Annotated in this window: 18 protein-coding genes and 3 tRNA genes; 8 read left to right on the top strand and 13 right to left on the bottom strand. The window is 37.2% G+C overall.

Annotated elements, in window-relative coordinates:
• Nucleotides 1-23: 23 nt before the first annotated feature.
• From DWQ18_08170 to DWQ18_08140, 7 genes are all read right to left on the bottom strand, one after another.
• Nucleotides 24-1,481 (bottom strand): NAD(P)/FAD-dependent oxidoreductase, encoded by a 1,458-nt coding sequence (locus DWQ18_08170; protein ID RDJ33445.1) that lies wholly within the window; start codon nucleotides 1,479-1,481, stop codon nucleotides 24-26.
• Between the two features lie 159 nt (nucleotides 1,482-1,640).
• Entirely contained in the window at nucleotides 1,641-2,069 is a 429-nt protein-coding gene (locus tag DWQ18_08165) for an exosome protein (GenBank protein ID RDJ33131.1), read from the bottom strand.
• Nucleotides 2,070-2,094: 25 nt separating this feature from the next.
• A complete protein-coding gene (locus DWQ18_08160) occupies nucleotides 2,095-2,706 on the bottom strand; it encodes a 30S ribosomal protein S3ae (GenBank protein ID RDJ33130.1) in 612 nt (203 codons plus the stop codon).
• A 41-nt stretch (nucleotides 2,707-2,747) separates the two neighbouring features.
• Nucleotides 2,748-4,010: a serine--tRNA ligase gene (locus DWQ18_08155; GenBank protein ID RDJ33129.1), complete on the bottom strand. Its 1,263-nt coding sequence runs from the start codon at nucleotides 4,008-4,010 to the stop codon at nucleotides 2,748-2,750.
• The gene (locus DWQ18_08150; protein RDJ33128.1) at nucleotides 4,010-4,252 is read right to left on the bottom strand and encodes a hypothetical protein; all 243 of its coding nucleotides are present in this window, start codon (nucleotides 4,250-4,252) and stop codon (nucleotides 4,010-4,012) included. Before DWQ18_08150 ends, DWQ18_08155 begins: the two co-directional genes overlap by 1 nt.
• Nucleotides 4,236-5,636: a single-stranded DNA exonuclease RecJ gene (locus DWQ18_08145; protein ID RDJ33127.1), complete on the bottom strand. Its 1,401-nt coding sequence runs from the start codon at nucleotides 5,634-5,636 to the stop codon at nucleotides 4,236-4,238. Before DWQ18_08145 ends, DWQ18_08150 begins: the two co-directional genes overlap by 17 nt.
• Entirely contained in the window at nucleotides 5,636-6,085 is a 450-nt protein-coding gene (locus tag DWQ18_08140; GenBank protein ID RDJ33126.1) for a 30S ribosomal protein S15, read from the bottom strand. The genes DWQ18_08145 and DWQ18_08140 overlap by 1 nt, the downstream gene beginning before the upstream one ends.
• 126 nt (nucleotides 6,086-6,211) lie before the next feature.
• Here DWQ18_08140 and DWQ18_08135 point away from each other — a divergent pair, with 126 nt between their 5' ends.
• A complete protein-coding gene (locus DWQ18_08135; GenBank protein ID RDJ33125.1) occupies nucleotides 6,212-6,541 on the top strand; it encodes a hypothetical protein in 330 nt (109 codons plus the stop codon).
• Nucleotides 6,542-6,652: 111 nt separating this feature from the next.
• Nucleotides 6,653-6,922, top strand: coding sequence for a hypothetical protein (locus DWQ18_08130; protein ID RDJ33124.1), 270 nt, complete (start codon nucleotides 6,653-6,655; stop codon nucleotides 6,920-6,922).
• Nucleotides 6,923-6,987: 65 nt separating this feature from the next.
• On the opposite strand, the gene DWQ18_08125 is transcribed toward DWQ18_08130, so the two are convergent.
• The 3 genes from DWQ18_08125 to DWQ18_08115 all read right to left on the bottom strand — a co-directional run bounded on the left by DWQ18_08125 (nucleotide 6,988) and on the right by DWQ18_08115 (nucleotide 8,513).
• Nucleotides 6,988-7,518 carry a hypothetical protein gene (locus DWQ18_08125; protein ID RDJ33123.1) on the bottom strand — a complete coding sequence of 177 codons (531 nt, stop codon included), beginning with the start codon at nucleotides 7,516-7,518 and terminating at the stop codon, nucleotides 6,988-6,990.
• A gap of 42 nt (nucleotides 7,519-7,560) precedes the next feature.
• Nucleotides 7,561-7,875: a hypothetical protein gene (locus tag DWQ18_08120; GenBank protein ID RDJ33122.1), complete on the bottom strand. Its 315-nt coding sequence runs from the start codon at nucleotides 7,873-7,875 to the stop codon at nucleotides 7,561-7,563.
• A 68-nt stretch (nucleotides 7,876-7,943) separates the two neighbouring features.
• Nucleotides 7,944-8,513 (bottom strand): ammonia monooxygenase, encoded by a 570-nt coding sequence (locus DWQ18_08115; protein RDJ33121.1) that lies wholly within the window; start codon nucleotides 8,511-8,513, stop codon nucleotides 7,944-7,946.
• 261 nt (nucleotides 8,514-8,774) lie between these two features.
• Between DWQ18_08115 and DWQ18_08110 the strand changes: the two genes are divergently transcribed.
• The 4 genes from DWQ18_08110 to DWQ18_08095 all read left to right on the top strand — a co-directional run bounded on the left by DWQ18_08110 (nucleotide 8,775) and on the right by DWQ18_08095 (nucleotide 11,572).
• Nucleotides 8,775-9,338 (top strand): ammonia monooxygenase, encoded by a 564-nt coding sequence (locus DWQ18_08110; GenBank protein ID RDJ33444.1) that lies wholly within the window; start codon nucleotides 8,775-8,777, stop codon nucleotides 9,336-9,338.
• Between the two features lie 110 nt (nucleotides 9,339-9,448).
• Nucleotides 9,449-9,811: a hypothetical protein gene (locus DWQ18_08105; protein RDJ33120.1), complete on the top strand. Its 363-nt coding sequence runs from the start codon at nucleotides 9,449-9,451 to the stop codon at nucleotides 9,809-9,811.
• 105 nt (nucleotides 9,812-9,916) lie between these two features.
• The gene (locus tag DWQ18_08100) at nucleotides 9,917-10,567 is read left to right on the top strand and encodes an ammonia monooxygenase (protein ID RDJ33119.1); all 651 of its coding nucleotides are present in this window, start codon (nucleotides 9,917-9,919) and stop codon (nucleotides 10,565-10,567) included.
• 144 nt (nucleotides 10,568-10,711) lie between these two features.
• Nucleotides 10,712-11,572: a DNA adenine methylase gene (locus DWQ18_08095; GenBank protein RDJ33118.1), complete on the top strand. Its 861-nt coding sequence runs from the start codon at nucleotides 10,712-10,714 to the stop codon at nucleotides 11,570-11,572.
• Here the strand turns inward: DWQ18_08095 and DWQ18_08090 are convergent.
• Nucleotides 11,573-11,646, bottom strand: a tRNA-Thr gene (locus DWQ18_08090).
• 92 nt (nucleotides 11,647-11,738) lie between these two features.
• Between DWQ18_08090 and DWQ18_08085 the strand changes: the two genes are divergently transcribed.
• Nucleotides 11,739-11,859, top strand: a tRNA-Thr gene (locus DWQ18_08085).
• A gap of 6 nt (nucleotides 11,860-11,865) precedes the next feature.
• Here the strand turns inward: DWQ18_08085 and DWQ18_08080 are convergent.
• Nucleotides 11,866-12,252 carry a hypothetical protein gene (locus tag DWQ18_08080; protein ID RDJ33117.1) on the bottom strand — a complete coding sequence of 129 codons (387 nt, stop codon included), beginning with the start codon at nucleotides 12,250-12,252 and terminating at the stop codon, nucleotides 11,866-11,868.
• Nucleotides 12,253-12,370: 118 nt separating this feature from the next.
• Between DWQ18_08080 and DWQ18_08075 the strand changes: the two genes are divergently transcribed.
• Nucleotides 12,371-13,264 carry an ArsR family transcriptional regulator gene (locus tag DWQ18_08075; GenBank protein ID RDJ33116.1) on the top strand — a complete coding sequence of 298 codons (894 nt, stop codon included), beginning with the start codon at nucleotides 12,371-12,373 and terminating at the stop codon, nucleotides 13,262-13,264.
• 4 nt (nucleotides 13,265-13,268) lie between these two features.
• Here DWQ18_08075 and DWQ18_08070 read toward each other — a convergent pair.
• Nucleotides 13,269-13,356 (bottom strand) — tRNA-Ile (locus tag DWQ18_08070).
• Nucleotides 13,357-13,375: the final 19 nt, after the last annotated feature.

The following is a 13,375-nucleotide window of genomic DNA, read 5'->3' as shown; positions in this document are numbered from 1 at the left end:
AATTTTTAATTTACAAATAAGTCTTAGTTTTGAAATTGTTCTAGTTTGGCATTAGATTCATCAAGAACTTTGTGTAATTTTTGACTCCAATCTGCAAATCCTTCAGGCGAATCTGGATAATTGTAATAATGTTCTGTTAACCATCTGTTTTGCTGTGTAGTAAATCTTAGGCCGTCGGCTAATTTTTTGTTTAGTGCTCCTCTGATAATCATTCCAAGTTTCCCAAGTGCACTAAAGTCTGGGTGCTCCCCTTTGGAAATTGCTTCAACATCCAAGTTTCCCAAAAAGTGTTTCATTCCATAGTCAATCTGTTCATTTGTTAATGTCTGAATTAATCTTCTAAATACCTCAAGACCTGCAGTTTTGTATCCATATTCGTTGATGAATTCTTTATTGTAATTCCACAGTCCTTTTTCTGTAACGTCTCCTTTTTGAATTGCCTCTACAGCACATTTTCCAATAATTGTGCCAGCTACTAGTGCAGGACCAATTCCTCCGGCATCTAATGGTTTTGGCATCCATGCAGCATCTCCAACCAACATGTATCCATTAGCTACTAGGCAGTCGTTTTGTCTTCTAACTGACACCTGGAAATTTCCAGTTGCATTATTCTTATCTTCTGGATCAGTTGAAAGCTTGGGATTTTTGATAGCTCTGTTTCGTGCTACATATTGATCAATCAACATTGATACGTTATCGTTTTTTCCTAAGCGCTTATTTCGTTTATCAAGAAGAGTTTTTTCAACACCTAGACCGATGTTTACTTTGTTTTTGCCTTTTGGAAATACCCAACCATATCCACCTGGTGCGATATCTTGGTCTAAATGTATGATACAATAATCTGGGTCAAATTCAGATAGGTCTTCTTCACCATTTTCAAAATACATGATGTGCCTGCCTGTGGATTCCACATCTCTTCTGTCTACCTTTCTTTCAATTTTAGTTGTGTTTTGAATTTGATTTCTTAGCATTGATGTAATTCCAGTTGCATCAATCACTATCTTTGCAGTTTTTTTGTAAGGCTGCTTATTTTTATTATCCACTCCTTGAACGCCAACTACTTGACTTCCATCATAAATTAGACCTGTAAGATTAATCTCAAAATCAAAGTTAATTCCCATTTTCATGGAACGCTCGTTTTGCCTTTCTGGGAGTTTTTGACGATTTAGCATGTAACCGTCCCCATCAAAAGGAATTGATGTTTCTCTGTTAGGAGAAAATGCCATGACTCCTTTTACTTTGTGTTCAATCTCAGGATCCGTCCAATTCACCTTGATTCTTTCTGACATGTAGTCTACAGCTTCTTTGCTTACTGCATCACCACAAATCCATCCTCCTACACTTTTTCTACCTGGTAGAAAACTAGAGTTTCTGTCAACAACTAGAATTTTTAGTCCTTGTTTAGAATAGTGAGATACTGATTGTGCAGCAATTGTTCCTGCTAATCCTCCTCCAGCTATAATGACATCATAATCGGCCACAAACATCCCCTCGTTCATCGGTATTTAAAACAATCTTGATTTTAAGGATCTATAATTGGGTCGGTTCGTCGCGGCATCTTCAAAGCTTGCGCTGCTCAGACTGGAGCGGCTGTTATTTCCTCATTCCCAAAAAATAGAAAGTGTGATTTCCTATTTAATCTAGATGGATTTTTTGAGCAAATCGGTAAATGCTTTGATAGTATTTTTTTTCGAATAGATTGGAGTGTAAATTTTTATCTTTATTGCATTCTCCTCTTGAAACGTAATTTTATTTTCCACAAAATCTTGTTTGCTGATTCTCAAATAAAGTGTAGAATTATCAATCATGGAATCAAGATTTGAAATGATCTCATCCATCTGTTCTTTACTCATCATTGAAGTAAGGGTTTCAACAAAACCCATTGCCTGTTCTTTAACAATTTTTGTAGTCATGATAGTAATTGGATTATCATAATGCCCTGAAACAATCTGAGTAGAAAACTCCTCTGGAGTTATAGAAAAGACATCTTGAAAAGTTTCCTGAAATTTTACCATGTCCTCAGTTGCGTGAATAATTACATCAATAGTAACTTCAGTTTTGTTTCCCATCTCTAAGTAGGATGTTTTTTAATATTTAGGCTTGAAGTAATGCTACTTCCTTTTCGGCAGTTCTTACAAGTTTGACTTTTTCTAGTCCAACATGTCTCATTCTGATTAGCTTCTTTGCTGCTGCCATAATATCAGAATTAATCTTTCCATAACATGTTGCTTGAACAAATTGGTCTATTGTCATTTGAGGTACTGTCTTTTCTATTACATCCTTTGCAATCAATCTTAAAGCATGTTTTCTAGATGTGTTTAACTGTCTGTGTGTTAATGCTAAAACCTTTAATCTGAAAACATGTCCGTCTTTGGTCTTTGCATCAATAATGAAATTGATTTTTGAGGAGCCTCGTCTAACAAGACTTCGTAAAAATTCTTTTGCATACTCGTATCTTTTGAAGATAGTTGTTGCTTTATCATCTTGAATTTTGTGTAACTGGAAATACATCTTGTATTGGTGTTGTGATGGATCTCCCTTTAGAATATCAAATAATGTAACTTCAAAGACTCTGCCAACAGCATTTTCCTCATCAGTAATAGGAACATAGGCTACTGGAACATTGTTAAATGAATCTGGAGCTAATACTGTAATCCATTTTTTCTCTCTCCATTTGTCCTTAACCTTAGTCTTTCTTCGTGCCAATTAGTAACCGACCTTTGAATCCAAAATATAAGGGTATGTTATTAAATTGAATCTTTGCCGATATAATTTCTTAAAATTTTTGGAATGGAAACATGTCCATCTTTTGTTTGGAAATTTTCCAATAAAGAAACTAAAACTCGAGAGGTTGCCACTAACGTACTATTTAGTGTATGAAGAAATTGTGTGTCCTCATTGGTTTTATCTCGAAATCTTATCTTTAGACGTCTTGCTTGATAATCTAGACAATTAGAGCAAGATACGATCTCTCGAAATGAATTTTGTCCTGCCATCCAAGCTTCAATATCATATGTCTTTGCTGAAACTTTTCCCATATCTGCACTTGAAAGCAACATAACTCTATGTGGAATTTCTAAACTTTGGTAAAATTCTTCTGCAATAGATAACATTCGTTCATGCTCTTTCCATGAATCTTCTGGTCTTGCAAATACAAATTGTTCAATCTTTTCAAATTGATGAACTCGGAAAATTCCTTTCTGATCTCTTCCATGTGCTCCTGCTTCTTTTCTAAAACATGGACTGACTCCAGCATATCTGATTGGTAAAGTATTTCCATCCATGATCTCCCCTGAGTGCATTGCAGCCATCGCGTGCTCTGATGTACCTATAAGGTATAGGTCTTCATCTTGAATTTTGTATATTACTTCCTCAAAGTCCTCAGAGATTACTGCGCCTTCCATTGATTCTTTTTTTATCATATATGGTGGCTGAATTAGCGAATAGTTTTTCTTGTTAAGAAAATCCAATGCGTAATTTATCAATGCTTGATTTAATCTCACTAGATCATTTTTCAAATAATAGAATCTGGCCCCTGCTACCTTTGCAGCTCTCTCCAAATCCACAAGATCCAAGTCTGCTGAAATATCAATATGGTCATGAATTTTAAAATCAAATTTTGGCGGGTTTCCCCAAGCTCTGATTTCTTTATTTGCAGTTTCATCTTTTCCTTTAGGTACTGACTCGTGAATTAAATTTGGAATAGTATATGCGAGTTTGGCAAAATCCCTTTCTATCTCATTTTGCTCCATCTCCAATTTTGCAAGTTTTTCAGAAACTGTCTTCATCTCATTGAGGATTTCTGATGCATCCTCTCCTGACTTTTTCTTTTGAGCTATTTGTAATGCAACTTGGTTTTTCTTTTGTCGCAGCTCATCAGTTTTGATTATGAAATCACGCCGTTTCTGATCTGAATCTAATAATTTTTCTAGATCAAAATTCACACAACGGGCTTCTAGCATCGAGCGAATTTCTTCTACATTTTCTCTGATAAATTTTGGGTCTAGCATCACTCTATCACTTTGAGAATCACTTGAACATGCTCTAAAACTTCATCGACAGAGGCAATCATACTTTTCATGTTATTCTGACTTTGGAAATCAAAAACAAGTTTGTTATCAACATTTTCAATTTTTAGAGTCAAGTTTTCTGGAAAATCTACATTGTCTGGCTCTAAAGCCTTTTTGATTGCCTCTGCCTTTTGGGCTGAAATATTATCCAGAGTTATCTGTAATCTACACGTTAATGACATTTGATTCCAAATAATCCAAAAATCCATCCAATTTGTCTTTAGTTATTTTTGCACCTGCTGCTGCATCATGTCCTCCACCTACTCCGTCAAATTTTTCTGCACCATTTCTCATGAGTAAGCTTAGATTTACTTCTGATTTGCAACCCATAGATTTTCTAGAAGAGAATTTTATCGTGCCCTCTTCTCCATTTGTTCTCAAAATGACTATCTTTCCAGCATTCTTTGGAGAACCTGCAATTAGCGATGAGATTGTACCTGTCATTGTTTCTGGTACTATGCCTTCTCCATTGACCATGACACATGACTGACTTTCAGAAATTCTCCATCTTTCATTGGCTAAAACATTCATGTAATTTCTTATCATCTTTCGATACTCTGTTAGAATAGTTTCGCCCTCTCTTAGCATCCTGTTTCGATCTCCCATGCAAATGGCTATTCCGACACCTGCCTTGCTAATCCTTCCACATGAATTCAGCATTGTTGAAAAGTCTCTACCATCTCTCAAAAAACTCATCTTGTCTTCTCTAGGAAAAGTGTAGGTATATCCAATCAATTCCTCCATGATATCAGTTGCATTCTTTCCTGACGTGAATTTTGTAATTGATTCTATTACTGCTCTTTTTTCATCTTCTGATAATTCTGCAGGAACTCTCCATCTTCCACCTTCTTTGAGTTTAATTCCTGATGAATTTAGTAATGATAAGCAGGCATCTCTATTCCAAGTAAGTCCTTCAATAAATGGCTGTGAGGTAAATGCCAAGGCATCAGGCAATGGCCTTGTCTCTCTACCAACAAGTAACAAATCCAAGTCCACATCTACCAAACCTTGTTCTTTGGCTGCTTTTACAATCTCAGAGTTTTTTCCTATGAAAGATTTTTTCTCTCCCTGATCCTGTCTGTCTCCCAAAGCTGAAACCACTGCCACTCCTGCAAGATCTGAGTTTTTCTCATCAAGAGCCATGGAAGCCAAGTAAGTCATTCCTCCTGCACAAATCTCTACTCCTCCATCTATGCCGTACTTCCATGCGTTAATCACTCGTTCATTGTCCATCTCTTCATCAGAAATTTGATGATGATCAATAACAAACCAATTATCATTTAATGCTGCATCAAGCTCATCTGCAAATCCTCCTCCAAGGTCTGTTACAATGTGAAAATCTCTAGAATCTTTTTGCATTCCAGAAATAACATTTTGACTAAACTCATTTGAGGTTCTAACTGTACATTTGACTCCTGCTCTGATGAGGGCTTTAGTGATAATACTTCCTGATGTTAATCCGTCACAATCTATGTGGGTAGTAACAACGATTGATTTGTTTGTTTTAATGCAATCTGAAATTTTATCGGTAAAACTAGATAATGATTCGCTTAGGCTTTTTCCCATTACTCTAACTGAGCTACCACGGATTTATATTTCCAGTTTTTGGGAATTCGACCTATTCTTTTGTAATAAGTTGCCAGCCTGTGAACTTTGGCTTCGATTAACTCTAATGATCTAACGTTTCTGTGATCTCCTTTGTTTGCTTTGAGGTGTTTTTGTAATCCTACTGCCTTGTTAACAATATTGTTCAAGTCTTCAGGAAGTTCTGGAAGCATCTTGTTTTCCTCCAGAATTTTTGTTACAGATTTTTGAGTGATTGGTTTTGTTAATGGAATAGAATACTGATCGCGAAGCTTAATGCCTATCTGACTTGGGGAGAGTCCTTCTTTTGCATACTTGACAACTAACTCTTCAACCTCTTTTGAGCTCTGAGTAATCCAAGATGGCGCTCTTACAGTTACCGGTCTGATAGAGTGAGATCTTCCGTGTCTGTGAGTGTGTAGTCGTCCCATATTCTGGCAGACTTTAGAAGAGAATTAAACGTTACTTACTGCGATTATCGAACAAAATTCCTGGATCTGGGTCTAAGAATAAAAGTTAAATAAGTATAATAGACATCTCACCAACAGGTAAACGGTATGACTAAGACAATACTATTCGCAAGTGTTTTGGCAGTAATTGCCTTCGGCAGCATGGGAATGACTGGCGTTGCTTATGCTCAATACATGGGTAATGTTGGAGACGAAGGACAAACTGGAAAATACACTTTAGAAGAAGCCCTCGAGATTCAAAGAAGAAGAATCGAGGCAGTACAGGAAAACCCTGCCAGCGGTTCAGGAACTCCATATCTTGATGCTAGCGGTGTAATTGGTGCTTCTGCAATTTCTGCAGCAGTATTTGGTGGCATTGCAGGCGCTCTATTCATTAGAGGAAGATCTGGTAAATACGCCGCTCAAGGTAGAGGATAAACAAAACCTCTTTTCTCTTATTTTATTAGATTTTTCTATATCATGTGCTGATCTCGTCCTTTTTGAGAATGAAGGAAATGTATATATCGCAGAAATATCGTTCGATATTCAATGACTCCTATATTGGGCACATTCCTCAGTATCTTGTCAACAATAACAGGACAACTGGGACCTAACTATGACCCATTGTTCTATGACGTTATGATTTACATCTTCGGAACCATAATGTTTACGATATTCCTTCTGGCTATCGTTTCCTTCTGGTTACGTGTTCACGGATGGGGATACAAAGACAACCGTGAGAGATGGGTCGACGAATTGGATAGACACTTTGAAAGAGAAGGTATCGGTCTAATTCCAGATAACGGCAAGTATTGGTAAAATTACCTTTTTCTTCTTTTCATTATTTTTAAAATCGGACTTAGATGATTCTATAGAATTCAGATTTATGGTTGTAACTCGGGTGGCAAAAAGTCCTTGTCTTTTGATTCATCATATGCCTTTGATGTGAACTCTGCTCTGTAGTGATATCCTTCAACTAACGGGGAGTGAATGAAGTTTGGTGATTCTACACCGTTAACTAGAATTCTTGATTTTGACTGTTCCATATCTCTTAACGGAAAGTCCCATGACCATAGAAAATGACCAATCTCAAATGGGTACTCTTCTTCCCACTCTGCATAAATTGTTCCATCATCTGTAATTGTATAAAGCGACCTTTGACATTCTCCCTCAACAAAGCCAATATTTGCAGGAATGTCTGCTTTCTGTTTATCAACATAAAGCTCTAAGGTTGCCTTGATCTTGTATGGTGTATTTCTGTCATTGATGCATGCCTTTAGCGGGTCGCCTTGACTAAGCTGACCTTGAATGAGACTGCCTGCCAAAAAAACCGACATTCCAATGGCTGCTGTCAAACCCAAAAACTTGAGTGTTTTTTTCCGCTTTGTGGGATCTCCCATCCCTGGCCAAATCATGTCTTATCTCTCTTGAAATTCTTTAAAGTCGTTTCTATGATTCTATTCATCTACAATTTCTATTGTGTCAAATTCATCCTGTTTATCTGCAAGTGCAAATACTATCTCATCAGAGTCAATCTCAAGCCATTCCGATTCTCCAATGTATGGCAGATAGTCCTCAACAAAGATATCTTCTTTCCCTGTAAATCTGACTAAAAATCGGTGTTTTTTTGAGTATGGTTTAATTGGCATTTTGAGCACTTTGCCTCTTCTTTGATCCTGAACATTTATGCTGAATTCTTTTCCTGCTGATTCTACCTTACCAACAAAATAACTCTGATGCATGTCTAATTTTGTAATTTTGAAACTGGTCACTTTTTCAAAATGAGACTTGGATAGATAAATCTATGATGTACTAGAAAAGGAAAAGGAAAGAAGGGATTTTAGATAACTTGCCAGGGTCGTGTCGCGAATGTGATTACATATCCAACACCAATGATGATTGATTGATATGCAATGTTGGTGTATGGAATTTCTTTGATGATTGGTTCTCCCTCGACTACTACTGTTTGTCCTGGACCAAGTCCTGGACCTACTTGAGCTACGTTAAGCTGAGTGTGTACATGGTATACACCTGGCTCAAGTGCTTTTGCGGAGATTGCATAATCTGTAACTGAGTTGCCAGACATATCAAAGACGTTACCTGGTGGATCTCTTGCTAGAATCTCCCATCTGTTTCCAGCATTGGTTGATTCAGAGAATATTGAAATCCATCCTCTAAGGTCTCTTTCTACGAGGCTGACTAACTTACCTTGTACAGTTAGTGTCTCTCCGGTTTGTAGAGATTGTCGATTGAAGGTTTCATCTTCAATTCTAACGAAACGACTCTGCAGTTGTGCTTGAACTCCGTGTGCTTCAGCTGTTGGAAGGATAGATTCAACCCAGTTGAATCCAACGGTTCCCAGTGCTAAAACGACGCTGAGTCCGACTACAATTAGTTTTTTATCGACCATAGTTATCCCGTTAATTACTCAGTGAGGTAACATACGTCGTTATATGTTTTACCTTAATGTGAGAGATCTAAGAATAGTTTTATTGATTATCATTGATGATTATCATTCAAATTCATTTCTAAATTGATATTATTTCTATATTTTTTTATTGTAAAATTACAGAAAATTACAAGTTTTAGTCATAATTTAATGAAAGAAATTTACAAAAAAACTCAGAATTGGAACTCTTACTTTATATTCAGATGGCAACACACTGTACCTATGGCACAAATGCCCGCATTAATCCCAAAAGAAGTCGAAATCCAGAGACTAAAGAAAATCTGGCTTATCGTCATCGCTATGGGTTCTACTGCAGCATCTGTCGAAGTAGATAACTTCGTTGATGGATCTTTACATCAAACCTCTATTAGAGATAGTGCATTTACACCAGCACACTGGTGGCTATACTCCCACTTCGTGGCTCTACCACTTGGATGGGGTTCAGTTGCAATCTATGATAGAAAAGTACCAATTCTAAGAGGTCCAAATAACTCTATGAATACTGGTCTTAAGATGACCATTCTAGGTTACTTGGCAACCATGTTTACCATTGGAGTAAATGAGATGTGGCACTTTTGGTTTGTAGAAGAAATCTTTGCAGTACCAAACCATTGGATGTTTAACATGGGTGTAGTAGTCGCCTTTATGGGCGCACTTGCATACGTGGTCAGAGTCTATGCTAGACTTGTCGAACTCGGTGCAGAAACACCAGGTGAAAATCCATATGTTGCTGAAATGTACAAGATGGCCCTAGAAGGCAAACTGTACAGCAGATCAATCCCATAGACAAAAACGTGCGAAAGCACTTTTTTCTTTATATTTTAACTATAACTTAGATCGAGTCTTTTTCGTCCTTTAAGAAAGACTTAAAAGTATTCTGCATAGTATAAACGCAAATGACTCTTCCGAAAGGATTTGGTTCAGGTGGCTCAGGTGGCACTGGTTCTGCTGACGTCGAAAAGATGATTGGCAGACGAGTTGAAAACATGACCGGCCTGATAACAATATCATACATTGCAGCATGGCTAGCAACATTTGGTGGAACAGCAGCTGGATACTTCTATTATCCATGGGCATATCCAACACCAAGCGGACACTATGCTTTCATCGTACTCACAATCATCGAGGCGATTGGTTATCTCTTCTGTGTTAAAGTCATGGAAGAAGGTTCTAGAAAGAATAGCAACGGAATCATCGCCGCTACACTTGCTGGTACTGCAGTAGGAACTGTGTTTATTTCTCTATACGTCGGTGTATAGTGAGATACAGTCCATTGGACTTTTTTCTCTTTTTCATTTTCTAGATAAAGACGATCATCATACCAGTCTAAAATTTTATATACCAACCCTATCTTCTACCTGATAATGGTCTGGCTAAGACGATGTACCCACTACTTATTCATAGTAGTAGTTGCGGTTAACTCGACTTTGTTAACAATTAATGCAGGAGACTATATCTTCTACACTGACTGGGCCTGGACATCGTTTGTAGTATTCTCAATATCTCAAACGTTAATGCTTGTAGTAGGTGCAGCATATTACCTAACATTTACAGGCGTTCCTGGAACAGCAACGTATTATGCGTTGATTATGACAGTATACACGTGGATTGCAAAAGGTGCATGGTTTGCACTCGGATATCCATACGACTTCATTGTTACACCAGTTTGGCTACCATCAGCAATGTTGATGGACTTGGCTTATTGGGCAACAAAGAGAAACAAACACTCACTGATACTGTTCGGCGGTGTACTGGTAGGAATGTCTCTACCATTGTTCAACATGGTCAACTTGATTACGGTAGCTGACCCACTAGAAACGGCCTTCAAATATCCAAGACCAACATTACCACCATACATGACACCCATAGAACCTCAAGTAGGTAAATTCTATAACAGCCCAGTAGCACTGGGAGCAGGTGCTGGTGCAGTGTTGTCTGTAACTATGGCTGCGTTGGGATGTAAATTAACAACGTGGACTTATAGATGGATGGCCGCTTGGTCCAAGTGGGACTAAACCCAATCTTTTCCTTTTCCTTTTCATTTTATTATCTACACTGAGAGAATTCTCAGCTCTTCCAAATTTGATTAAAAAATATTGCACAGATAGTGATCATTTGTTGTCTCTTCATACCTTCTAAATTGATTGAATCATATCATATTGGCACAGCAATATGATCAGATTCATGATTCTCCAAAACCATTTGTAAAATGGGCTGGTGGGAAAAGACAGCTATTATCTGAACTTGACAAACACATACCAGATGCTTTTGGCACATATTTTGAGCCATTTTTGGGAGGTGGTGCAATGCTATTTCATATGCTTGAGAAGAATCAAAAACAAGCATGTGTAGTTTCTGATCTAAACTCTGACCTGGTTCTTTCCTATGTGACAATTCGTGATAAAGTAAGCGAACTAATCTCCTGTCTAAAAAAACATGAAAAAAAATACTCTGAGGATTCTAGCTCCTATTACTATTCTATTAGAGATAGTGAGCCAAAGACCCAAGTTGAAAAGACGGCCAGATTGATATTTCTTAATAGAACCTGCTTTAACGGACTCTATCGGGTTAACAGTAAAGGAAAATTCAATGTTCCACTAGGACGATACACAAACCCAAACATCGTAAATGAGGATAATCTTAACTCAGTAAGCCACACCTTACAATCAAAGAAGGTTTCAATTAGTTGTCGTGACTTTACCTCTGTTTCTAAATTGGCACAAAAAAATGACTTTGTATATTTTGATCCTCCATATCAGCCAGTTAGTAAAACTGCTAATTTTACAAGCTATACAAACAAGGACTTTAGTGTAAAAGACCTAAAACGACTATTTGAGATATGCTTGGAATTGGATGCAAAAGGATGTTACGTTCTCTTATCTAACTCATATTCACCAGAAGTCAAAAAGATGTTTTCAAAAAAACCTTGGAAGACAATTGCAATAGCAGCTAATCGTGCAATCAATTCAAACTCTAAAAAGAGAACAGGCCATCTGGAACTGTTAATCAAAAATTATTAGAGCTCCGAGCGGGATCCGAACCCGCGACCTTTACCTTACCAAGGTAACGCTCTACCAGGCTGAGCTATCGAAGCACCGTTTTTGCCCTGTAGAAAATCCTTATAATTCTTAGTTATAGCGAGTTTCTCTCTAAACTGTTAAATTTCACACAAAAATTAGCATCAACGGAGGAGTAATCAAGCCTGGCCAAAGTAAGCACTTGTGCTTTTGGACATGCAGGACTTAAGATCATAAAATGGGTGATCCTGTCTCTCAGGAGTTCGTGGGTTCAAATCCCACCTCCTCCACTGCTCTTATCTTGGATGTTTAATTCCTCTAGAGTTCAAAACTTCGTAAACATCAGGTAATGAGAATACAAATCCAATATGGACACAATCTTTTTCATCACATAGCTGGCAGAATAGCTCGCCTCGCTGAATTGTAACTTCAGCAATCCTGTTTTTGATATTATCTTTAAGAACAACTCTGTCTCCGTCAACTGAAATCTTTTCTAATTTTGGAGCATATCTTGCAAAGGTTTTGTCCTTTTGCATCATCTCCTCTAACATGTATGTGACATATCCTGAAAAGCTGTTTACACCTTTCATGGTTAGGTCTTCTTTGTTCTTTTCATAAACATTGAAGAACTTATCGTAAACTGCTTCTGAAACTGTAATTGATTTGAATCCTGCTTTCGGCAATTTACTTTCCTCTTACCGTACTTTATGGTACAACTATTTAAGACTTGTTTTGTCTCTTTTGTGAACCTGATATCTAAAAAAAATTAGACTTTATACCATACTGCAAGGTTAGACCAGTATGGCAAGAGGATATCAAGTCAATGAGATACGTGAAAAAATAATTGATCTACTATCTGAATCAAAGACTGGTCTTTCTGGAACCGAAGTATCCGAACAACTAGGAATCAATAGATTAACTATTACAAAGTACCTTAACATTTTTGCAGCAGAAGGAAGTATCACACAAAAAAACATTGGAAATATTACACTGTGGTTAACCGAAGAGGGAATTGAAAAATACAGTTTCCCAGATGACTATTATAAAATTCAAAAAAAGTTTTCAGAACTTCTTAACACAGGAACACAAAATCAAATTAACAGCTTAATTCAAAATTGTATTCATTCTGGTGCCATTACCACAAAGATGATTTCAGAAGTGATCTATCCTTCTATCAAATCTGTTCAAAAACAATACGATGATGGAAAAATAGGAAATTCTGAAAGAAAATATCTTTACAACATCATTTCTAGTTGTATTCAATCCCTAAGAGCCTCCACGATTGACAACGATCCAAAAAAGAATGTCCTCATACTATCTGCAGATGCAAACAGCTCATTGTTTGCAGAGGCAGCATCTGCATCTTATCGATATGAAAAATGGACTGTCTCCTACTTGGGTGATATGTCCTCATCAATTGATGTAATCTTTGATTTGGATCTTCAAAAATTTCTAGGGAGAATTTGGAAGCAAAAAAATGGAATAATGATAATTGTTGTTTTTTCAGAATCCGAAGAAGGCCTAAACTTTTTTTCAGAATCTATTATATCGCTAAAAACAAAGATTGGAAAAAATCTAAAATTAATTTTATGTGGAAAGGTTGGCAAAAAAACGCGAATCAAGGCTGACCTCATTACGGAGGATATTGATGCAGTATTACAATGGTCGGAAACAGTTTTTGAAAGTAAGAATTAGAATATGGGCCCGATGTGATTCGAACACATGACCTTTCGATCTCTGAGAAATCTTATCAGTCGAACGCTCCAGCCAAGCTGAGCTACGAGCCCACGAACAGTTCTCTAGGCT

Source organism: Thermoproteota archaeon (assembly GCA_003352285.1).
In the GTDB taxonomy this organism is placed as follows: Archaea; Thermoproteota; Nitrososphaeria; order Nitrososphaerales; family Nitrosopumilaceae; genus PXYB01.
This window is presented reverse-complemented; position numbering and strand designations above follow the sequence as displayed.

Bases quoted from the DNA above. Each gene is read 5' to 3' on its own strand.
- DWQ18_08155 (RDJ33129.1), bottom strand. From the start codon at position 4,010: ATGCTAGACCCAAAATTTATCAGAGAAAATGTAGAAGAAATTCGCTCG.
- DWQ18_08105 (RDJ33120.1), top strand. From the start codon at position 9,449: ATGACTCTTCCGAAAGGATTTGGTTCAGGTGGCTCAGGTGGCACTGGT.
- DWQ18_08165 (RDJ33131.1), bottom strand. From the start codon at position 2,069: ATGGGAAACAAAACTGAAGTTACTATTGATGTAATTATTCACGCAACT.
- DWQ18_08150 (RDJ33128.1), bottom strand. From the start codon at position 4,252: ATGTCATTAACGTGTAGATTACAGATAACTCTGGATAATATTTCAGCC.
- DWQ18_08075 (RDJ33116.1), top strand. From the start codon at position 12,371: ATGGCAAGAGGATATCAAGTCAATGAGATACGTGAAAAAATAATTGAT.
- DWQ18_08135 (RDJ33125.1), top strand. From the start codon at position 6,212: ATGACTAAGACAATACTATTCGCAAGTGTTTTGGCAGTAATTGCCTTC.
- DWQ18_08145 (RDJ33127.1), bottom strand. From the start codon at position 5,636: ATGGGAAAAAGCCTAAGCGAATCATTATCTAGTTTTACCGATAAAATT.
- DWQ18_08100 (RDJ33119.1), top strand. From the start codon at position 9,917: ATGGTCTGGCTAAGACGATGTACCCACTACTTATTCATAGTAGTAGTT.
- DWQ18_08130 (RDJ33124.1), top strand. From the start codon at position 6,653: ATGACTCCTATATTGGGCACATTCCTCAGTATCTTGTCAACAATAACA.
- DWQ18_08140 (RDJ33126.1), bottom strand. From the start codon at position 6,085: ATGGGACGACTACACACTCACAGACACGGAAGATCTCACTCTATCAGA.
- DWQ18_08110 (RDJ33444.1), top strand. From the start codon at position 8,775: ATGGCACAAATGCCCGCATTAATCCCAAAAGAAGTCGAAATCCAGAGA.
- DWQ18_08125 (RDJ33123.1), bottom strand. From the start codon at position 7,518: ATGATTTGGCCAGGGATGGGAGATCCCACAAAGCGGAAAAAAACACTC.
- DWQ18_08115 (RDJ33121.1), bottom strand. From the start codon at position 8,513: ATGGTCGATAAAAAACTAATTGTAGTCGGACTCAGCGTCGTTTTAGCA.